We start from the raw sequence: 22,631 nt of genomic DNA, 5'->3' as shown, positions 1-22,631 counted from the left end.
CAGGGAAATCGCTTTTAACTTTTCTCTGATAATTCTTCCTCTTTCTGCGCATACCTAAGCATTATGTTTGCCACGGAAGCACGAAAACACGGAAAAATTTACTTCTTCTCCCGTGATTTCTGTGTTTCCGTGGCTAATTAATTTTTGCACATGTTTTAAAAGCAATTTCCCTGTAGGCCAATTGGAACAAGAGCCGTAAATTAAAATTTTATTTATCAGGGGTACGCACAAATAAGTCAAATTTTATCCTTTTTATATCCCGATGCAAAAAGTAAATGTGTTTTTTGAAGCGCAAAGCCTGAGCAGCTATGTAAGTTTGTTCCCGTGCTCCGCTATATCCTTTCGCTGCGCTACAGGGATGCCGCTACGCCCGGGGCTAAATACTTCTGATCTGCAAAGAAAACCAACCGCCCCCTTGCACTTGCAGTTTGTAGTTTGTAACCCAGTCCTTTGTCAAATAAACCCGATTGGAGCGGAAACCAAAAGCTTTTTCTGCTTTTGTTGCAGCAAAAGCGGGACTGAAAACCGCCATGAAACGCTAAACATTGTTTTCCAAATTAAAAAATGCCTCTTCAAAAATAGCCAGCTATATAACCCAATTGATAAACTATTTGAAATAAACACGTTACCTTATTGCGGGTTTCTTTCAATTGATTAGAACTATTTTTACATTTACGGTGATATGGTGAGCAATAACTACAGCGATTTATTACGGAAGATAGATGAGTTTATCCGCAAATTTTACCTGAATAAAATTTTACGCGGGAGTATTTATGCCGCTGCCATACTTTTAGGCCTATATCTCGTTGTTTTTTTGAGTCTTTATTACCTCAATCCAACCGCTGGTTTTAAAACCTTTGTGTTTTTTGCTTATTTACTTGTTGGGACCTTACTTGTTGGCTTTCTAATTATCAAACCATTACTTTCAATGCTCAAATTGGGCAAACACCTTACTTTCGACGAAGCATCGGTTATCATCGGAAATCACTTTTCCGATATTAAGGATAAATTGCTCAACACCTTACAACTTCATCATTTATCTGAAAATCATCCAGAAAACAACCACCTCATTCTCGCGAGTATCGATCAAAAGATCCTTGAGCTTAAACCTGTTCCATTTTACAGCGCTGTTAGCATTAACGATAACCGGAAATATTTAAAATATCTTTTTGTTCCCCTTTCTATTATTCTGCTTATTGCTATTATCGCACCCGCTATTTTACGCGAGGGTACAAACAGTTTTTTTAAGTACGATGAATACATTGCGCCTAAAGCGCCTTTCAGTTTCACAATTTTAAATAAGAGTTTAACCGTTACCCAGGGTGATGATGTAACCCTAAACGTTAAACTGGCCGGTGACGAACTTCCTGCCGAAATTTACGTTGAAGACGGAAAAAACACCTATAAACTCGAAAAAGAGAGCATCAGTAAGTTTAATTACAGCATCAAAAATATACAGAGTGATAAAAAACTGGTTTTTAAAGGTGGTGGCTTTAGTTCAGCAATGTTTACTGTTTCTGTGAAACCCCGTCCTGAATTATTAAATGCAACCGCAACTTTAAATTACCCTGCTTATCTGGGTAAAAAACAGGAACTGATTGCCAATGTTGGCGATATGCTTCTACCCGAAGGCACAAAAGTTACCTGGAACTTTAAAACCGGCCAGAGCAGCTCACTGCTGTTTATTTTAAATGGGACCGAAAATGTTTTAAAAGTTGAGGATAATGAATCGGCCTTTAATGCTACCATCAGGAATAATTCAAAATATAGCATTACACCTAAAAACCAATATGTTACGCTCAGAGATTCTTTGTCGCATCAAATCACGGTTGTTAAAGATCAATCTCCTGGTATTTCTGTTGAAGAAAAATCTGATTCAGTGAGTAATAAAGCCTTGTATTTCAGTGGTCAGGTTACTGATGATTATGGTTTTAGCCGCTTAAGTTTTAAATACAATATAAAAGAAAATAACCGCATTGTGGGTACAATTACCAAAAATATTGCCATTAAAAGCAATGCGACAGAAAATACCTTTTTCTATTTCTGGGATTTAAAAACTGCAGCTGCCAAACCTGGTCAGGAAATTGAATATTATTTTGAAGTAGCCGATAACGACGGTGTAAATGGCGCAAAAGTTACCCGATCGGAAATCAAAACCTTTAAACAACCTACCAAAAAAGAAACCGCCGAACAGGTAAATGCAAGCAACCAGGCTTTAAAACAGAAAATGCAATCGGCCATACGCCTGGCCAATACCATCGAAAAAGAAAGTAAAAAGGTGGCCGAAAGCATCATCGATAAAAAACAGATTTCTTTCGAAGATAAAAAACAGATTGAAGCCCTTTTAGACAAACAAAAACAGCTTGATGAGGCGGTTAAGGAAATAAAAGAGCAGAACGATAAAAATATTCAGCAACAGGAAGACCAAAAACAAACGGAAGAACTTCTGGAAAAACAGAAACAGATTAAAGACCTGTTCGATAATGTATTGGATGAGAAAACAAAAGAACTTTTGCAAAAGCTGCAAAACCTGATGAATGAGAAAAATAAAGACCAAACACAGAATGAGCTCTCGAAAATGCAACTGGATAATAAAACCCTTAAAAATGAACTCGACAGGATTCTAGAACTCTACAAACAATTAGAATTTGAACAAAACCTTCAAACCGATATCGATCGGCTAAACGAATTGGCTAAAGAACAAAAGGAACTTGCTGAACAAACAAAAGACAAAAAACAGGACAATGAATCGTTAAAGCAGAAACAGGATGCACTTAACAAGGAAATGAAAGACCTGAAAGATGATCTAAAAAAGCTGGAACAAAAAAATCAGTCGCTTGAAAAGCCAAATCCTTTCGAAAATCCTGAAAAAGATGTGCAGGATATACAAAAAGAACAGCAGGACAGTAAAGACGCTTTAGATAAAAAGGATTCGAAAAATGCAAGCCAGAAACAGCAAAAAGCTGGCGAACAGATGGAAAAGCTTTCTAAAAAAATGAGCGATATGCAGCAACAGGGTGAAGAAATGGAAAACAACCTGAACGCCAAAGAGTTGCGACGCCTCTTGGAAAACTTATTGACCACTTCTTTCGATCAGGAAAAAGTGATGCTTGCTTTAAAGAAAATGACCGCGGCCGATCCTTCTTATACCAGCAACGTTCAGAAACAGCGGAGCATTAAAGATAACCTTAAAACTATTGCCGATAGCTTATACAGTTTAAGCAAGCGCGTTCCGCAGATAGAATCGACGGTTAACGAGGAGATGAACAAAATCAATTTCAACCTGGATAAAAGTTTGGAAAGTTTGGGCGATAGAAGAACGCCTGAGGCTAACCGTTTTCAGCAGTTTACCATGACTTCTATCAATAATCTAACCTTGATGTTGAGTGAAGCGCTAAGTCAGCTGCAAAATATGCAGAAAAACGGTAAGGGCGGCAGTGGAAAGAAACAAAAGCAAGGGATGAAGCAGCTTTCGCAGATGCAGGAACAGCTGAACAAAAGCATGCAAAAAGCCCGCGAGCAAATGCAAAAGTCGGGAGATAATCAAGGTAAAGTTGGCAAAGGACAAATGAGCCAGGAATTTGGTAAGATGGCCCAGCAGCAACAAATGATCCGTCAGGCACTCGAAAAGATCAACCGTGAAGAGAACAAAGACGGTACAGGTAAAATGGGCAACCTAAATGAAGCCATTAAAGAAATGAAACAGACCGAGAGCGATCTGGTTAACAAACGTTTGCAACAAGAAACCTTAAACAGGCAAAAAGACCTTTTAACAAAGTTATTAGAGGCAGAAAAAGCAGAACGCGATCAGGAAGAAGACACTAAACGGGAAAGTAAAGCAGCTAAGGCGTTCCCTCCATCTTATCAAAAAATGGTCGATCAGTTTAAAAAACAGCAACAAAACGGTAACGATATGTTGCAAAAACTGCCACCAAGCTTAAATTATTACTATAAAAACAAGATCGCTGAATATTTGAAGTCATTGAATATGCCTCAATAGGTTCTGCCACAGGGAAATTCAGGGAAATCGCTTTTAAAACATGTGCAAAAATTAATTAGCCACGGAAACACAGAAATCACGGAGAAGAAGTAAATTTTTCCGTGTTTTCGTGCTTCCGTGGCAAACATAATGCTTAGGTATGCGCAGAAAGAGGAAGAATTATCAGAGAAAAGTTAAAAGCGATTTCCTTGGGTTCTGCCACAGAAACACGGAACTCATGGCATTTTTTTATTATATTTGATATCATGACAAGCACAGCCATAAGACAAAGATTAATTACTTATCTATCTGATGCGGAGGATAATAAAATAAGGGCAATTTATACGCTTCTTGAAAGAGAAATTGAAGACGAACAATCATTTAACCTGTCGGAGGAACATCTGGATATACTTGATAGAGAACGGTAACTCCATCTAAAAGGTGAAACTAAATCTTACAGTAAACAGGATTCTTTGGATATCATTAAAGGCCTTAAAGCACTGTAATGTACACCATTCAGATAAAGCCCAATGCTATTCAAATGGCAAAAGATGCAAAGAAGGATTGGGAGACTTATTTCTGTCAGAACTAAGTAGGTGTTATACCAAGTTAGAGAAGAATCCGCTCTTTTATCAAAAACTAAAAAAGAATTATCGTCATTTAGTCCTTAACAAATTTCCATACGTTCTAATATTCGAGATCATAGGAGAGGAAATCATAATCTTTGCTGTTTTTCACACGGCAAGAAGTCCTAAATCTAAGTTCAAAAAAAAGTAAACATCTAATTAGGTGCTCAATCAGGTTCAGCGCAACTATTGGAATATTTCTTAAATTTGCAGCCATAAACACCACAATATGCCTGCAATATCATTTTTCACAGAATCAGTTAGCTACAATCTTCCTCAGAAACTTAAAGTAAAGAAGTGGATTAAAGCTACGATTGAAAAAGAATGTTTTAAATTGCAGGAACTTAATTTCATTTTCTGTAGCGACGAATACCTGTTGGGCATCAACCAACAATATTTAAACCACGATACCTATACCGATATCATTACTTTCGATAATTCTGAAGAAGAAAAACAGATTGTAAGCGATATTTTCATCAGCATTGAGCGTGTTAAAGAAAATGCTAAAACCTTCAAAACTCTGGAATTTGATGAGGTTTGCCGCATTATGATTCACGGTACCCTACATTTATTAGGTTACAAAGACAAAGGAAAAGCGGCTAAAACCCTTATGACTCAGAAAGAAGATGAATACCTGGGTTATAGAGCGGAAGTTGGATTAGTTTAGTCTACCCTCTTCTTCCCCATGATGTCATTCTGAGCGCAGCGAAGAACCTTTTAATAATTATCACAGCACTTTCATTCTCTATCTTCTCGTTGGAGTTTGCATTCCATCGTTTGCAGATTCTTCATTGCATTCAGAATGACAATAGAATCTCCGCAGTTGCTAAGTCCAAGTAAATAATACCCCTTCCCAATTATTTTTAGTGCCGTTCGTCTAATAGTTATGGGCGTTCGTCGACAATTAGTCTATGCTGGTATAATACGCTCAAATTCTCTGCAACATTTCTAATCAACCGCAGTCTTATATTCAAAAAACGGCAATTAAATAATGCGCTAGAATTTATACCCTGTGCATTATATCAAGATAAAGTTTAGTTTTAGTTAATGATTGAAGCAGCGGTGGAGCGAGTCCGACCGCTGTTTTCTTTTTTACTGAAATGATGCAACTAATAACAAATGAACGATTGAACAGATAATCCAAAGCATCAATATTCTGCCATTTTTAGCTGATACAGAAGCCCTTTACAATTTGATTATGCCGTTCCAAATATTTTATACTTACTTTTGCACTAATTTTCCTTTATAAATCCGAAATACAAAAAAATTGAGCACACTAATTGCGGCAGAAGGCTTAGGTCATGGTTATCATGACGAATGGCTATTTAAAAATTTAACCTTAGGTATTAACTCTGGTCAGCGCGTGGCGTTGGTTGGAATTAATGGTGCGGGTAAGAGTACACTTTTGAAATTATTGGCAGAAAGGTTCCCTCCGCTCGAAGGTAAAATTGTAAAAAATAAAGCTGTTAAAATCGGTTTTCTCGATCAGGAACCACAATTTACTGAAGGTTTTTCTATTAGCGACCACATATTCTCTCTTGAGAATAAACAACAACAGTTAATTAAGGAATATGAAGAATTAATTGAAGACCCTAATCCAGACGAAAAAACGCTTAATCGTTTATATGAAGAATTAAGCGAACACAATGCCTGGGAATATGAACATGAGATTAAAACCATTTTAAACAGAATGGGCATTACTCATCTTCAGCAGAAAATATCTACCCTATCTGGCGGGCAAAAGAAACGTTTGGCACTGGCTAAACTTTTAATTGAAGATCCAGAAATTCTGGTGCTTGATGAACCGACGAATCATTTGGACATTGATACCATTGAATGGCTGGAGAAATTATTAACTACCGGACAGAAAACAATTTTACTCGTTACCCACGATAGATACTTTTTGGATAATGTTTGCAATACCATTGTTGAATTAGATAGAGGTAAAATTTTCAACTATAATGGAAACTATGCTTATTATTTAGAGAAGAAATCGGAAAGAGAAGCTTTAGACGCAACGGTTTTACATAAGAACCAACAGCTATTAAAGAAAGAATTGGAGTGGATGAGACGCATGCCACAGGCACGCGGAACCAAATCTAACGCCAGAATCAATGCTTTTTACGATTTAGAAGAAAAATCAAAGAAAAAGTCTGATAATCAGAGTATTAACCTCCAAATGAAGATGTCTCGTCAAGGCGGGAAGATTATTGAGATAGAACATATTAAAAAAGCATTTGATGACCGTCCGATCATCAACGATTTTAGTTACACCTTTAAAAAAGGAGACAGAATTGGCTTAGCAGGAAAAAATGGCACGGGTAAATCTACTTTGCTAAATATCATTACAAGTCAATTAAAGCCAGATGCTGGTAAAGTTGATACTGGAGATACAACCGTTTTTGGTTATTACAAACAAGGTGGTTTAACTTTCGATCCAAAGGAAAGGGTAATTGATATTGTAAAATCGGATGCTGAATATATCAAGATGGCTGACGGTTCAGTGATTACGGCCTCCGCCCTATTAACCCTATTTCTCTTCCCGCCGAAGAAACAACATGGCATGGTAGAGAAATTAAGTGGTGGTGAAAAGAAACGTTTGAACCTGATGAAAGTGTTGATGCAAAATCCGAACTTTTTAATTTTGGATGAGCCAACCAACGATCTTGACATCGACACGTTAAACGTTCTTGAAGAATTTTTAGAAAACTTCCCTGGCATATTAATGCTGGTTTCACACGATAGATACCTGCTTGACAAAATGAGCGATCAACTATTTATTATGGAAGGCGAAGGTGTGGTTAAAATTTATAACGGCAATTATTCTGAGTACCGTTTAAGTTTAGAACAGCCAAAAGCAAAAACGGAAACCAAGAAAACCCCTGCTCCTGCTGTAGAACAAGCACCTGTTAAAGCGGTGAAAAAATTAAGTTTCAAGGAGCAAAAAGAACTGGAAGATAGTGAAAAAGGTATTGCAGAAATGGAGAATAAAATAGCTTCGCTTAACGAAAGCTTAGTTAAAATTGATGCGACCGACTATGTAAAAATTCAGGAAGTTTCCAACGAGATAGAATCACTTCAAGCAAAGCTTGACGAATTAACCATGCGTTGGCTCGAACTTTCAGAATAACCAAAGCACAATTGAAAGATATTTTCCGCGTTATGTTTCACGTGGAACATTATTAAAATAAATCATGATGTTTCGCCTTGAGCGCGTCCGAAGGATAATTTAAAACTACACAAACTAATACTCTTCGACTACGCTCAGACTGACAATACTGATTAATAAATAAAATTGCTCCGCATGGAACATCTCATGCGTCATGCTGAATTCATTTCAGCATCTGATTTAAAAAATAAAAACCAATTGTTCCACGTGGAACATTAAAGAAATATAAAATAAAATGTTTTCAAAATACGATTTGATTGTTGTTGGTGCTGGTCACGCAGGCTGTGAAGCTGCTGCTGCCGCCGCCAATTTAGGATCATCTGTTTTATTAATCACAATGAACATGGGTACCATTGCCCAGATGAGTTGTAACCCTGCTATGGGTGGCGTAGCTAAAGGACAGATCGTTCGTGAGGTGGATGCTATGGGTGGTTACTCAGGCATTATTTCTGATAAATCGACTATTCAATTTAGAATGCTCAATAAATCAAAGGGGCCTGCTATGTGGAGCCCAAGGGCACAGATAGATAGAATGCGCTTTGCAGAAGAATGGCGTTTAGCATTAGAAAGAACACCTAATCTCGATATATGGCAAGATAGTGTTGTTGGGCTGTTGGTAAAAGATAATACGGTATACGGTGTTAAAACTTCTTTAGGTATAGAGATAGAAAGTACAGCAGTAGTACTTACCAATGGAACTTTCTTAAACGGCATAATGCATATTGGAGAAAAGAAATTTGGAGGAGGTAGAACAGCCGAAAGAGCGTCAACAGGAATTACAGAACAACTGGTTGAATTAGGCATGGAAGCAGGTCGAATGAAAACCGGCACTCCCCCACGTGTAGATGGAAGAAGTTTGGATTATACCAAAATGGAAGAACAATGGGGAGATGAAAATCCAGGTAAATTCTCATATACTGATACCGAAGTGTCGACAGACCAACGTTGTTGCTGGATCACTTATACCAATGGAGATGTTCATGAAACGCTAAAAGAAGGTTTCGAAAAATCACCAATGTTTACTGGAAGAATTAAAGGTTTAGGCCCGAGATACTGTCCATCCATTGAAGATAAAATTAACCGTTTTGCAGAGCGCGACAGGCATCAGATTTTTGTTGAACCCGAAGGATGGAACACTTGCGAAATTTACGTAAACGGATTTTCAACATCACTTCCAGAAGATGTACAATTTAAAGCACTAAGGTTAATACCAGGTTTCGAACAAGCAAAAATGTTTAGACCGGGTTATGCCATCGAATACGATTTCTTCCCACCTACCCAATTGTCTTTAACACTAGAAACTAAATTGATCAGCAATTTATTTTTAGCCGGACAAATAAATGGAACTACAGGATATGAAGAAGCAGCTTGTCAGGGTTTCATGGCTGGTATAAATGCACATCAAAAAATCACAGATAAACATGAACTGATCATGAAAAGATCTGACAGTTATATCGGTGTTTTAATTGATGACCTGGTAACAAAAGGAACGGAAGAACCTTATCGCATGTTTACATCAAGGGCCGAGCACCGTTTATTATTGAGACAAGATAATGCTGATATCCGCTTATCTCCTATCGGGCACGAACTGGGTTTAATTTCTGATGAGCGCTTAGAAAAGGTAAATCAGAAAATTGCAAATGCTGATGCTCTGGTTAAGTTCACCAGAAACCAAGGTATCGAAATGAGCGATGCAAATCCAATGCTCGAAAATTTAGGGTCGAGTGTCTTAAATCAAAATGTAAAAATACACAGTTTGGTCGGTAGGCCTCATGTTGGTTTACCCGATCTGATTAAAGTAAGTAAACCTCTTGCTGAAGCTACAAAAGATTTAAACAATGAGACGATTGAACAAGCCGAGATCAAAATTAAATATGAAAGTTATTTTGAAAAGGAAAATGAAATTGTAGCGAAGATGCTAAAAATGGAAGACAAAGAAATTAAACCAGATTTCGATTACAATAAAATTGTTTCCATTTCAAAAGAGGCTAGAGAAAAATTATTTAAGATCAAACCACGTACTTTAGGTCAGGCATCACGGATTTCAGGTGTTTCACCTTCAGATATCTCAGTTTTAATGGTTTATATTAATAAGTAATTGATAATCAATACTTTAACTATTCTAAAACAGGCTTAAAATAAAGCGATATAAGCTAAAAAAAAGATTTTTTAATGTTACGGTTCCAAAAAATATAAAAATTCGTCAGAACGTTTAAAATATGCCAAATTTAAAAGCTCAGTATTTTAACCTTAAAAATTTAGCGGTTGTTATAACCTTGCTCCTATTTTTTGGTTGTGCAAGTATCCAAACACCACAAGGTGGGCCAAAAGATACGAAGCCGCCAAAAGTTTTAAGCATGACTCCAAAAAATCAAACGAGGAATTTTAATGCTAAAAAAATTGTGATCGAGTTTGACGAATATTTTAATCTTAAAGATGAGTTTAAAGAATTTTCTATTTCACCTGATCAGGAAAAAGCTCCGGAGCTAAAAAAGAGACAAAAAAGATTAGAAATTATTCTTAAAGATTCTTTAGAAAAAAATACGACCTACACTTTAAATTTCGGAAAATCTGTAGCTGATGTTAATGAAGGAAATGTTGTTAAAAATTTATCCTATGTTTTTTCTACCGGCCCGGAAATAGATTCGTTATCATTAAGCGGCAAGGTAATCAATTCACTAACTGACGAACCTGAGAAGGAAGTTACCGTATTTATTCTGCCTTTAGAAAGAGATACCATTTTTGGAAAAAAACGTCCGTCAATATATACTACTACCGATAGCGCAGGAACCTACAAATTGAATAACCTTAGAAAAGGTACTTATAAAGTGTATGCGGTTAAAGAAAGTAGCGGAGGAGGCGATAAAATATACCAGCAGATTTCGGATGAAGTTGGATTTGTAAAAGAACCTATTGTAATAGATAAAAATATAGAGAATATAGATCTGCAGATATTTAAAGAATTAGCACCAGAATTCCGCGTATTAGACCGAAAACTAAATAACGACGGCAGTATATCAATCATCTTTAATCAACAGCTTAAAAGCCCTAAAATAACCATTACAGACCCACCAGCTATAGACGCAGGTAAGTTTGTACATTTCTCTAAAAATAACGATACTGCGAAAATATGGTTGAAGGATTTGAGTTTCGATTCGGTTAAAGTTGCCATACAAGATCAAGGTAAAGTTTTACAGACCTTAAACTTTACCCGGGGCAAAAAAGACACCTATACACGCGAAATTACTGTTTCTGATAACTTATTGGGCGGTAAGTTAAACCCTTTCCAACAGTTAACACTAACCTTTCCATTTCCAATGGCTGCTGCAGATCCATCTAAAATCACACTTCTAGAGGACTCAGTAAAACGAACAACTTTTGAGGTGGTGAAAGACAGTGTAGATTTTCTTAAATATTACATTAAATACCCCTGGAAAAATAAAAGAACTTATGATTTAAAGCTAGCTGCAGGTGCTTTTACAGCTATATTCAATGCTAAAAATAAAGATATGACCAAGAGATTTTCGCTCGAAAGCACGGATGCTTATACTACCCTGCTATTAAATGTAACTGTTCCTGACACTTCGAAAAGATATGTGGTGCAGTTTCTAAACGAAAAAAAGGATATCATAAAATCTTTTCCAGTCAGCAAAAACTCAAAAGTTACTTTTTCTAAATATCCAGCAGGCAAGTATATGCTCAGGGTAATTTACGATGAGAATAAAAACGGAATCTGGGATACAGGAAATGTTAAAGAAGGATATCAACCCGAAAAAGTTTGGTATGTAAAGGCTTTAATGGATTTAAAACCGAACTGGGAACGTGAAGATCCATTGGCGATACCTGCACCGCCTAAAAGTGATTAAACACTACTACAATACGTCATGCTGAATTTATCTCAGCATCTTTCTAGCATGATAGACCCTGAAATGAATTCAGGGTGACGACTCTCTTAGTAATTTCACTTAGTCGAAATGAGTAATTAATCTGTAAACCACCCTGAATACATAATGTAATTATCAGGCAACTTATTTAATAAAGCCCTTTGCTCATCAGTAATGGGCTTTATTTTTTTTGCAGGAGTGCCGGCATATAAATAACCCGTTTCACAAATGGTATTTTCCAATACTACAGATCCAGCCGCAATAATACAATACTCTTCTATAACAGCATGATCCATTACAATGGCACCCATGCCGATTAAAACATTATCATGCACTGTACAGCCATGCACTATGGCATTGTGCCCCACAGATACCCGGTTACCAATGTGTGTAGAAGCTTTTAAGTACGTAGCATGAATTACAGCACCATCTTGTATGTTTGATTCATTTCCGATTGTAATGGCATTTACATCGCCTCTAATTACGGCATTAAACCATACTGAACATTTATCGCCTATCACTACATCGCCAACTATAGTGGCATTCTCTGCAATAAAATTGTCTTTTCCAATTTCAGGGTATTTATCTTTTACGGGTAGTATTAAAGGCATAACTCTATTTTACGTTACCCTGAATTTATTTCAGGGTCTTTTTATGTATTGTATATATGATACGTAGATGCTGAACTAAATTCAGCATGACGATTCCACACTAAAAAACGGTATCTACCAATTCCTTCGCATGTTCAGGATAATCAGTAGTATAATGTAATCCCCTGCTCTCTTTCCGTTGCATGGCAGATTTGATCACCAGATAAGCAGTTTGAATTACATTACGCAATTCGCAAAGTTTAACTGAAACTTTATTTTTTTTATAAAATTCTTCTGTTTCCTGATAAATTAAAAACAAGCGGCGATGTGCTCTTTCCAAACGGAAATCAGAACGAACAATACCCACATAATCGCCCATAACCTTTTGTAGCTCCCTAAGGTTATGTGTTACCAATACATCCTCATTACTTTGGGTAACACCCTTCGAATCCCATTCAGGAATGTGATCTGGAATAATATTATTTTTAAAGTTCTCGATAGCATCCTGGTAAATACGGTGTGCAAAAACCGTGGCTTCTAATAAAGAATTGGAAGCCAAACGGTTAGCCCCATGCAAACCTGTTGAAGAGCATTCACCACAGGCATATAAATTTTTAATTGAAGAGCGACCATATTCATCAACTAAAATGCCACCACACATATAATGAGATGCAGGCGTAACAGGAATATAATCTTTCGTCATATCTATCCCTATAGATAAACACTTAGCATATATATTAGGAAAGTGTTTCAGAATGTCGGCCTTCTTACGCATGGTAATATCGAGGTAAACAAAGTCATCACCCGATTTCTTCATTTCATTATCTACCGCACGGGCTACTATATCACGTGGTGCTAAAGATTTACGCTCATCATATTCATGCATAAATTCCTCACCATTTTTCCGTCTTAAAACACCACCAAAACCCCTAACAGCTTCTGATATTAAGAATGATGGGTACTCTCCAGGATGATACAAAGCAGTTGGATGGAACTGAATAAACTCCATATTCCTCACTTTTCCTTTTGCACGGTAAACCATTGCCATGCCATCGCCTGTTGCAATAACCGGATTTGTTGTGGCCGAATATACATGTCCGGCACCACCCGAAGCCATCACAGTCACATTTGCCACAATCTTTTCCACATCGTTAAGCTCTGTGTTAAAGGCATATACACCATAACAGTTGATATCTTCGGTACGTTTATCCACAAACTCACCCAGGTGATGCTGGGTAATTAACTCCAGCGCAAAGTAATGTGTTAATATCTCTATGTTGTTATTCTCATGAATTTCATTCAGCAATACCCGCTCAATCTCGTATCCGGTGATGTCTTTGTAGTGCAAAACTCGGTGTTCAGAGTGTCCTCCCTCCTTGGCTAAATCATAGAAACCTGAGTTATCCTTATCGAAGTTTATACCATAATCAATGATCTCCTGAATACGCTGAGGCCCCTCTTTTACAACGATTTCCACAATTTTTTCATCACATAATCCATCGCCTGCAATCAAAGTATCATCGATATGTTTCTCAAAAGAATCACCTTTATCTACCACAACCGCAACACCGCCCTGAGCGTATTTTGTATTCGATTCGTCTTCGTTCGACTTAGTAACAATTAAAACCTTACCAAACTTTGCTGCCTTAAGTGCAAAACTCAAACCCGCTATACCTGAACCAATTACCAGAAAATCTACTTTCCTCATTAATAAAAACATTTAATTATCCACGATGTTAACAACTAGTTGATAAATGTTAACTCTGTGTCTAAATTATCCTAACAAATAAATTTGAATGTTTAAAGCTACTCTAAAAAGACAATTTGCCACAATCTTTTAAGTAATTTTTGAGCACCTTTGTACAAGTAATTAACTTTTTACCCACTTATAAACAATTAACATTCGGGTATTGATAAAAATTGAGTGACTTTTCGATAGTGCTGAAAATCAAACTCATGATATTAGAGAAATGTAATCTAAATGTTAGTAAACGATTAACAACTTATATAAAAGAACTTTTTTTCGAAACTTGCCAACAATACTAACACACTAATAAACAAACAAGATTTATTTATTTAAAAATACTTATTAATTATTGAGACGTTGAAAGCTTTATCTTTGGCCAACGTCAAAATTCAAAAAAGGAAAATTTTAAAATGAACATAGATGTCTTAGAAGAAATCAATAAAAAAGGTTTCGCAGAAGAAGAAATTGATCCTACGCTCGATCTTTTTGCTGAGATTGAGAAATTAAAAAAGGAAAAGAATGCCATTATTCTTGCACATTACTATCAAGAACCTGATATTCAGGATATTGCAGATTATATTGGCGATAGTTTAGGACTGTCGCAAGAAGCTGCAAAAACAGATGCTGATGTAATTGTGTTTGCTGGTGTGCATTTTATGGCCGAAACAGCAAAAATTTTATCGCCTGATAAAACCGTTTTATTACCAGATGTAAAAGCAGGATGCTCATTAGCAGATAGTTGTCCGCCCCATCTGTTTAGAAAGTTTAAAGAAAAATATCCAGATCACCTGGTCATCACTTATGTAAACTGTACTGCTGAACTAAAAGCTTTAAGTGACATTGTTTGTACAAGTACGAATGCCGTTCAAATTGTAGAGAGTTTACCTAAAGACCAAAAAATAATCTTCGGTCCCGATCGAAATTTAGGTGCTTATGTAGCAAAGAAAACTGGTCGGGATTTGGTATTGTGGAATGGTGCCTGTATGGTACATGAAATTTTTTCACAGGAGAAAATTACAAAACTAAAAGAACGCCATCCGAACGCTAAATTTATTGCGCATCCGGAATGTGAAGAAGTGGTTTTGAAAATGGCCGATTATATCGGTTCAACAACCGGGCTTTTAAAATATACCATTACCAATCCGGCTACAGAATTTATTGTAGCTACCGAAAGTGGAATTATCCACCAGATGGAAAAGGCAAATCCAACAAAAACATTTATTCCGGCGCCGCCGAGTAACAGCTGTGCCTGTAACGATTGCCCATACATGAAAAGAAATACCTTAGAAAAACTATATTTATGTATTAAAAATGGTTTGCCAGAAGTGACTGTACCTGAGCATATTATTGAACTTGCCCGTAAACCGATACAGCGCATGCTTGATATTTCTGCAGAATTGGGGTTATAATGCATAAAGACATCCGAAGTTTTGCTGGCCCTAAGCTCCTGTAAACTTCGGATGTCTAATCTTAGATTATGGAAAAAAACAACATTCTTAAAAATTACTCAGGCTTATTATGGCTTTTGGCAGGAATAACTGTTGGAAGTATTGTGGGCTTAATTTTTGGGAAAAGTGTTGAAAGTATAAAACCATTAGGCGATATATTTTTAAACCTGTTGTTTACCGCTGTTATCCCATTGGTATTTTTTGCGGTTTCCTCAGCAATTGCGAATATAGACAGAACAAAAAAGTTAGGCAGATTATTAACCATTATGGTTTTGGTCTTTCTTTCTACCATACTCATTTCGGCGGTTTTAACTTTGGTTGCTACCTGGATTTTCCCTATCCATCAGCAATTAGGAAACACGCCTTTACCAACTGAACCAGAAAAAATACAGTCATTTGGCGAACAAATGACCCAACTTTTAACCGTAGGAGAGTTTTTCGAGATAGGAAGTAGAAAAAATATGTTGGCACTGATTATTTTTTCGGTATTGGTTGGTTTTTCTACGCTATATTCTGGTAAAGAGGGCGATGGATTTAAGAATTTCTTGGTTTCGGGTAATGAAGTGATGAAAAAACTCATCATTTTAATTATGAAGCTGGGGCCGATCGGTTTAGGGGCTTATTTTGCCTATCAGGTAGGAGTTTTTGGTCCACAGCTTTTTGGAACCTATGCAAAAGCATTAGGTTTATACTATGGCGTAGGTGCATTTTATTTTATCGTTTTTTTTACCTTATATGCTTTTGTTGCAGGTGGATTTAAAGCGATAAAGGTATTCTGGAAGAATAATATTGTGCCGTCTTTGACTTCAATCGGAACTTGTAGCAGTATTGCCACTATTCCGGCAAATTTAGATGGTGCGCGAAAAATGGGCGTACCCGATTACATTACCAATGTGACGATTCCATTAGGTTCAACCTTGCATAAGGATGGTTCGAGTATTAGTTCTATTGTTAAAATTGCTGTTGTTTTTGCCATTTTTGGTAAAGATTTAGTACATGTTGATACCATTATTCTGGCATTGGGTATTACTGTTTTGGTGAGTATTGTAGAAGGTGGAATACCAAATGGCGGTTATATTGGCGAGCTATTAATGATTTCGGCTTACCAATTACCACCAGAGGCGCTACCACCAGCTATGATTATTGGAACTTTGGTAGATCCGATGGCTACTTTGTTAAATGCTACCGGTGATAATGTTGCGGCTATGCTGATTGCCCGGTTTACTGAGGGTAAGAATTGGATGGAAAGTAAGGATTAGTCATCCTGACGCAGGAAGGATCTGCAAGCTAGAAAATACCAGCTGTTGTAGTTAAAGATTCTTCGCTATGCTCAGAATGACAATTAATTTAAAAAAATAAAAATCGGGGGCTTCGCCCCTAACTATTGCATATGTTTGAAAATAAAGAGCGTACAGATATTAATGAATTAGGCGAATTTGGGTTGATTAAACACCTCACTTCTAATTTCAAAATTAAAAACGATTATTCGGTAAAGGGTGTTGGTGATGATGCTGCTGTTTTAGATGCTAAAGGAAAACAGACCTTAATTTCGACCGATTTATTGTTGGAAGGAATTCATTTTGATTTGGCTTATGTGCCTTTAATGCACTTAGGTTACAAGGCTGTTCAGGTAAATTTGAGTGATATTTATGCCATGAATGGAAAAGCAAGTCAGATTACGGTTTCGCTGGGTTTGTCGAGTAAATTTCCATTAGAGGCTGTTGAAGAAATTTATAAAGGAATTGAACTGGCCTGTAATAAATATAACATTGATTTAATTGGCGGAGATACTTCATCAAGCAAGCAAGGCCTGGTAATTAGTATTACCAGTATTGGTTATGCCGATGCAGATAAAGTAGTTTACAGAAATGGCGCTCAAGAACATGATTTATTGTGTGTTTCGGGCGATTTGGGTGGTGCTTATTTAGGCCTGCAGATTTTAGAAAGAGAGAAATTAATCTACCTGGAAAACCCACAGATCCAACCAGATTTAGAGGGTAAAGATTATATCATCGAAAGACAATTGAAACCAGAAGCAAGGATGGATATTATTGCGCTTTTAGATGAAATGAATATCAAACCAACCTCTATGATCGATGTTTCAGATGGTTTAGCTTCCGAAATTTTGCATTTGGCAGAACAATCAGATAAAGGAATGACCATTTACGAAGAGAAAATACCTTTAGATCCAATGACTTATGAAACAGCACGTGAATTAGGTTTAGATCCAACGGTCTGTGCATTAAGTGGTGGCGAAGATTATGAATTGTTGTTTACCATTAGTCAGGATGATTATAAAAAACTGAAACATGATGTAGATATTACTGTGATCGGACATGTTACCGATAAAAACTCGGGTTGTAAAATGGTTTCTAAATCAGAAAAAGTACACGAGCTGAAGGCTCAGGGCTGGAATGCTTTTAATAAATAAAAATAAGTCGTCATTTCGAGCGGAGTGCAACGAAGTCGAGAAATCTTTGTAGGCAGATCTCTCCATTCCACTGCATTTCAGTCGAGATGACGATTTTACTTTGTAGTCGATATTGCTAAGAAATATAAAATGTTCTAAGTGATAACGACTTTTTTCTTTTAGTCGCTTATATAAGTCTCTAATAGCCATCATCACAACTCTCTATTCACCAAGAAAGAAAAAAGTAAAAAAATCGTTCTAGTAAGTCTAAAAAAATCACTAACTTTGCAAGTTTTTTGACTATAATTTTAGAACTAACTAATCAACCGGATTTGCCTATTCCTCATTAACATCCAAATACTTAGTATCAATCTGTTTGGTGGTCTTTGCTCCTAATTTTTTAATCTTTTCAGAAGTGTTTGTTAAATTTCCCGAACCCACTGATAATTTGTTAATGGCTTTATCGTAAGCATCCTGTCCGTTTTTAATATGCTTACCAATATTTTCCATATCCGAAATAAAACCCACAAACTTATCATACATACTGCCACTTAAACGAGCAATTTCCATTACATTCCGGTTTTGGCGCTCCTGTTTCCACATGCTGGCAATGGTGCGTAAAGTGGCCAATAATGTTGATGGGCTCACAATCACTACCCTTCTATCCCATGCAAAATTAAAAAGTTCGGCATCTTTTTGAACCGCAATGCTAAAAGAAGATTCAATAGGAACAAACAGCAAAACAAAATCCGGAGAATTGATTTTATATAAATCCTGGTAGTTTTTAGCAGATAGTTCTAGGATGTGGTTCTTAATTGAGGCTAAATGCTGTTTTACATAGCCTTCACGCTCTTCATCGCGCTCAGCTGATACAGAACGCTCATAAGCAACCAGAGACACCTTAGCGTCGACCACAAGATGTTTGTTGTCTGGAAGGTCAATCACTACATCGGGTTGATACCGACCGCCTTCGGCGGATATATGCGAGGCTTGAATGCGGTATTCCTGATCGCGCACTAAACCAGAGCGTTCCAAAACTTTTTCCAAAATCACTTCTCCCCAATTTCCTTGCTTTTTGCTATCGCCTTTTAAAGCTTTGGTTAAATTATTGGCATCTTCCTGAATCTGTTTACTCTGATCCATCAATAGGGAAATTACACCTTTCAGTGTATTTCTTTCATCCGATTCGGCTTTGTAAACCTTTTCTACTTTATCTTCAAAAGCTTTAATATTTTCTTTCAGGGGATTTAAGATGATATCCAAATTAGTTCGGTTCTGTTCAATAAACTTGCTCGATTTTTCCTCCAGTATTTTATTGGCGATTAATTCAAAGTCTTTGTTTAATTTTTCTTGCGACTGCTCAAAACTTAGCTTTTGTTCGGCAAGTTTTTCTTTTTCGGCCAGGTAAAAAGACCTGGTGCTTTCCAGTTCTCGGTTGGCGTCGGCAAGCCGGTCGCGCTCAGCCTGCAATTCATTAATCAAACGTTGCTGTTCCTGCTTAAGCAGTGTAGTAATATGCTCTTTTTCGGCAGATAAATTAGAAACGCGTTCGTCGGCTTTAGCCAGGCTGATCTTTAAAGATTCATTTTCACTTTTTGTTCTGTCGAAGTCTTCTACCGAGATAATAGAAAGAGCAGCCTGTGGTTTCTTCAATAATAAAACAACCAGGACTATTAAAATAACGATTAGTAAAGCAACACCCGCAATCTCCATAATGATAAAAATTTTAGCAAAAATGAAGATTTAAAATAAATATACCAAAAAATTTTAGTTATTGTGAACAGAAAATAACGGAAAAAAATTTCTATAATTGGCCATTAGTATTTTATAAATGAACGCATTAACAGTCCTTATATCCTGCCCCGATCAAGTTGGTTTAGTTACAAATATTACACGCGTACTGGCTGCACACCAATTGAATATTGTTGCCATGCGCGAGTTTGTAGACGAGGCCAATAAATCGTTTTTTACCCGCATTGCCTGTACCGGAAACCTGGAGGATGCAGAAAAATTAAAGGAAAAACTTTTAGAAAACCTACCAAATGCTGCTGAGGTAAATTTAATTACCAAACAGGAAAAACAGATTGCTGTTTTGGTAACCAAAGAGTATCATTGCCTGGCTGAAATACTGATCAAAAATCAATTCAAAACTTTAGGGGCCAACGTACAATGTGTAATAGGCAATTACGAAAGCCTGAGAGATTTTACCGAAAAATTGGGCATTCCTTATTTTTATGTCGATCATACCAATAAGGATAAAAGTGAATTTGAGGCTGAAATTAAAACTATTATTAACCGGTTTGAGGTAGACTATTTAGTGTTGGCTAAATTTATGAGAATCCTTTCTGCCGATTTTGTAAAAGACTATGCGGGAAAAATCATTAATATCCACCATTCGTTTTTACCTGCTTTTATAGGTGCTAACCCCTATCGTCAGGCTTTTGATCGCGGGGTAAAAATTATAGGTGCTACCGCCCATTTTGTTACCGATAACCTCGATGAAGGCCCGATTATTACGCAACATACCAATCATGTAGATCATAATTTCGGTGTAAAAGAAATGGTTCGGGCAGGAAAAGAAATAGAGAAAAAGGTGTTATTAGAAGCTTTAGAATTTATTTTTGAAGATCGGGTTTTTGTAAGCGGGAATAAGACGATTGTGTTTAAGTAGATAAGTGATCCGCGTTTGACGATTGATTGATATGGTTGTCATTTTGGGTAAAACGCAACTCAACTGAGAAATATATTCGAAAAATGTCATCCTGAATGCAATGAAGGATCTTTAAAAAACAGAAATATAAAAGTAAATTGAACTCAGCGTCCGCTGTGATTTTTTCTCTGTGTTCTTTGTGGTAAAAAAACTATAAGCTTTTCAGCAGCAGATTTGCAACATCTTCTCCTGTTTGCGAACCAATTGCTATGCCCATGCCGTTGCACCGCGTAGCGCAAAAGATATTTGGCTTAATCTCTTCTACAAGTGATTCCAGAATTTTTCCAAAAGCCATAATACCGCTCCATCGATAATCGATTTCATAATTCAATTCAGGAAGGAGTACGTTTTTTAATAAATCTTCAAGTGCTAGCTGAACGGGTTCTGTTTGGCCAAATTCGGTGGTTTCTTCGGCTTTAAAATCGATATTTCTGCCACCACCTAATAAAACTCTATTATTTATATTTCTAAAGTAATAATAACCTTTATCGTAGTGGAAGGTGCCTGCTATTTTTAGTGCTTTAATGGGTTTGGTAATTAAAACTTGGCCACGACCGGGGCTAATATCAACATCAGGCAATAAATCTTTTACAAAGGCATTAGTGGTTACAATTAGCCGTTTACAGAAAAAGTTTCCGTTTTTGGTTAGCAATTGCATACGCTTGTTTTCTTCCTGAATCTGATCTACTGTACAATTATTAAATATGTTAATGCCGAGTTTTTGTGCATATTGAATTAAAGCAGACATCATTTTACCGCTGTCAATCTGTGCTTCGTATTGGTTTTCGATTAAGGTGCTGATGCCTTTAAAACCAAAGGAAGTAATTTTCTTATTGGCAAGGCCAAAGGCCTTGGGGCCAACAACATCGTTAATGAGATGGTTATAATGTTCAATTTTGGATACACATGTGTCGGCCAGAAAAATGTCATCATTTTTAAATAATTCGTAGCCGCCTAAACATTGGTAATCAATGGTTTTATCGCCTAATAAATTGCGTAGTTTAAGTAGGCCCTTCCAGCGTTTTTCTATAAGCAGTGCCAGGCCATCTAAACCAGCACATTCTTCTTGCTCAATCAGTTCAGAAATGCTACCGAAGCATGCAAAACCCGCATTTTTGGTGCTTGCGCCTGTTGGTAAAAAGCCCCTTTCGAGGATTGCAATTTTTAAAGTTGGAGCAGTTTTTTTAAGTTGGATGGCAGCATTTAAACCCACAATTCCACTACCGATAACAATGGTATCGTAAGTAAAAAACGACTCCTTCTCCCAATATGAAAACGCTGCTGGCATAGTATAAATGTATCATTTTTTAACAGTGAAATAATATGGGAACGCTTTTTGATATATGTTAAACGAAAAACATACAGAAGAAAATGGGAGTTTATTTAATATTAATCATCCCGGTATTATTGCTGAGCATGTTTGTACAATGGCGATTTAGAAATAAGTTTTCTAAGTATGCCGAAATGCAACTTAGCTCTGGTTTATCGGGCAAAGAGGTGGCAGAAAGAATGCTACATGATAATGGGATATACGACGTGAAGGTGATGAGTACCGAAGGACAACTAACAGATCATTACAATCCATCAGATAAAACCGTTAATTTAAGTACAGATGTATATTATAGCCGAAGCGTAGCTGCAGCGGCTGTAGCGGCCCACGAATGTGGTCATGCGGTGCAACAGGCGAAATCGTATAACTGGCTTAATTTAAGAAGCAGTATGGTTCCGGTGGTAAGTATATCATCTAATCTTTTACAGTGGGTATTATTAATTGGTGTATTGTTAATAGGCTTTACCGGAAATCCAATTGTTTTGGCAATTGGTGTAGTAGGTTTAGCACTGGTAACCATATTTAGTATCATTACCCTACCGGTCGAATTTGATGCCAGTAACCGCGCATTGGCCTGGCTAAAAAATAATAATGGTGTAATGCAAACACAAGAAGAAAATGCGCAGGCTAAGGATGCACTTTGGTGGGCAGCCATGACTTATGTGGTAGCGGCTGTTGGTGCATTAGCCAATTTATTGTATTACGCATCGATGCTTTTTGGAAGAAGCAGAGATTAAA

The 22,631-nt window shown here is 36.8% G+C and carries 17 protein-coding genes; 13 read left to right on the top strand and 4 right to left on the bottom strand.

Annotation, left to right across the window (positions count from 1 at the left end):
• The first annotated feature begins 262 nt into the window (after nt 1–262).
• From AW17_RS24065 to AW17_RS04560, 8 genes are all read left to right on the top strand, one after another.
• Nucleotides 263–658 (top strand): hypothetical protein, encoded by a 396-nt coding sequence (locus AW17_RS24065; protein ID WP_157280210.1) that lies wholly within the window; start codon nt 263–265, stop codon nt 656–658.
• Between the two features lie 24 nt (nt 659–682).
• Entirely contained in the window at nt 683–4,000 is a 3,318-nt protein-coding gene (locus AW17_RS04580) for a DUF4175 family protein (protein ID WP_036669038.1), read from the top strand.
• A 245-nt stretch (nt 4,001–4,245) separates the two neighbouring features.
• A complete protein-coding gene (locus AW17_RS24060; protein ID WP_157280209.1) occupies nt 4,246–4,407 on the top strand; it encodes a hypothetical protein in 162 nt (53 codons plus the stop codon).
• Between the two features lie 13 nt (nt 4,408–4,420).
• Nucleotides 4,421–4,756 carry a type II toxin-antitoxin system RelE/ParE family toxin gene (locus tag AW17_RS25345; RefSeq protein WP_157280208.1) on the top strand — a complete coding sequence of 112 codons (336 nt, stop codon included), beginning with the start codon at nt 4,421–4,423 and terminating at the stop codon, nt 4,754–4,756.
• 78 nt (nt 4,757–4,834) lie between these two features.
• Entirely contained in the window at nt 4,835–5,272 is a 438-nt protein-coding gene (ybeY, locus tag AW17_RS04575) for an rRNA maturation RNase YbeY (RefSeq protein WP_029274942.1), read from the top strand.
• Nucleotides 5,273–5,872: 600 nt separating this feature from the next.
• Nucleotides 5,873–7,735: an ABC-F family ATP-binding cassette domain-containing protein gene (locus AW17_RS04570; protein ID WP_029274941.1), complete on the top strand. Its 1,863-nt coding sequence runs from the start codon at nt 5,873–5,875 to the stop codon at nt 7,733–7,735.
• A 274-nt stretch (nt 7,736–8,009) separates the two neighbouring features.
• Nucleotides 8,010–9,872 (top strand): tRNA uridine-5-carboxymethylaminomethyl(34) synthesis enzyme MnmG, encoded by a 1,863-nt coding sequence (gene mnmG, locus AW17_RS04565; protein WP_029274940.1) that lies wholly within the window; start codon nt 8,010–8,012, stop codon nt 9,870–9,872.
• A gap of 121 nt (nt 9,873–9,993) precedes the next feature.
• Nucleotides 9,994–11,640 carry an Ig-like domain-containing protein gene (locus tag AW17_RS04560; RefSeq protein ID WP_029274939.1) on the top strand — a complete coding sequence of 549 codons (1,647 nt, stop codon included), beginning with the start codon at nt 9,994–9,996 and terminating at the stop codon, nt 11,638–11,640.
• A 116-nt stretch (nt 11,641–11,756) separates the two neighbouring features.
• Here the strand turns inward: AW17_RS04560 and AW17_RS04555 are convergent, their stop codons facing one another.
• A complete protein-coding gene (locus tag AW17_RS04555; protein ID WP_029274938.1) occupies nt 11,757–12,269 on the bottom strand; it encodes a gamma carbonic anhydrase family protein in 513 nt (170 codons plus the stop codon).
• A gap of 100 nt (nt 12,270–12,369) precedes the next feature.
• Complete coding sequence (gene nadB / locus AW17_RS04550; RefSeq protein WP_029274937.1) at nt 12,370–13,956, bottom strand: L-aspartate oxidase; 1,587 nt, start codon at nt 13,954–13,956, stop codon at nt 12,370–12,372.
• 449 nt (nt 13,957–14,405) lie between these two features.
• On the opposite strand from nadB, the gene nadA reads away from it, so the two are divergent.
• The 3 genes from nadA (at nt 14,406) to thiL (ending at nt 17,874) form a co-directional block, all read left to right on the top strand.
• Entirely contained in the window at nt 14,406–15,404 is a 999-nt protein-coding gene (gene nadA, locus AW17_RS04545; RefSeq protein WP_029274936.1) for a quinolinate synthase NadA, read from the top strand.
• Nucleotides 15,405–15,472: 68 nt separating this feature from the next.
• Nucleotides 15,473–16,702, top strand: a complete 1,230-nt coding sequence (locus AW17_RS04540) for a dicarboxylate/amino acid:cation symporter (RefSeq protein ID WP_029274935.1) — start codon at nt 15,473–15,475, stop codon at nt 16,700–16,702.
• 131 nt (nt 16,703–16,833) lie between these two features.
• A complete protein-coding gene (gene thiL, locus AW17_RS04535) occupies nt 16,834–17,874 on the top strand; it encodes a thiamine-phosphate kinase (RefSeq protein ID WP_029274934.1) in 1,041 nt (346 codons plus the stop codon).
• Between the two features lie 315 nt (nt 17,875–18,189).
• Here thiL and AW17_RS04530 read toward each other — a convergent pair whose 3' ends face one another.
• Nucleotides 18,190–19,566 carry a DNA recombination protein RmuC gene (locus AW17_RS04530; protein WP_029274933.1) on the bottom strand — a complete coding sequence of 459 codons (1,377 nt, stop codon included), beginning with the start codon at nt 19,564–19,566 and terminating at the stop codon, nt 18,190–18,192.
• A 118-nt stretch (nt 19,567–19,684) separates the two neighbouring features.
• On the opposite strand from AW17_RS04530, the gene purU reads away from it, so the two are divergent.
• Nucleotides 19,685–20,524, top strand: a complete 840-nt coding sequence (gene purU / locus AW17_RS04525) for a formyltetrahydrofolate deformylase (protein ID WP_029274932.1) — start codon at nt 19,685–19,687, stop codon at nt 20,522–20,524.
• A gap of 190 nt (nt 20,525–20,714) precedes the next feature.
• On the opposite strand, the gene AW17_RS04520 is transcribed toward purU, so the two are convergent.
• Nucleotides 20,715–21,851, bottom strand: coding sequence for an NAD(P)/FAD-dependent oxidoreductase (locus AW17_RS04520; protein WP_029274931.1), 1,137 nt, complete (start codon nt 21,849–21,851; stop codon nt 20,715–20,717).
• Between the two features lie 83 nt (nt 21,852–21,934).
• On the opposite strand from AW17_RS04520, the gene AW17_RS04515 reads away from it, so the two are divergent.
• Nucleotides 21,935–22,630 (top strand): zinc metallopeptidase, encoded by a 696-nt coding sequence (locus AW17_RS04515; protein ID WP_029274930.1) that lies wholly within the window; start codon nt 21,935–21,937, stop codon nt 22,628–22,630.
• The last annotated feature ends 1 nt before the right edge of the window (nt 22,631 follow it).

The organism is Pedobacter borealis DSM 19626 (assembly GCF_000708285.2).
GTDB lineage: Bacteria > Bacteroidota > Bacteroidia > Sphingobacteriales > Sphingobacteriaceae > Pedobacter > Pedobacter borealis.
Note: the sequence above shows the minus strand (reverse complement) of the source record. Positions and strands in the feature narration are given on the sequence as shown.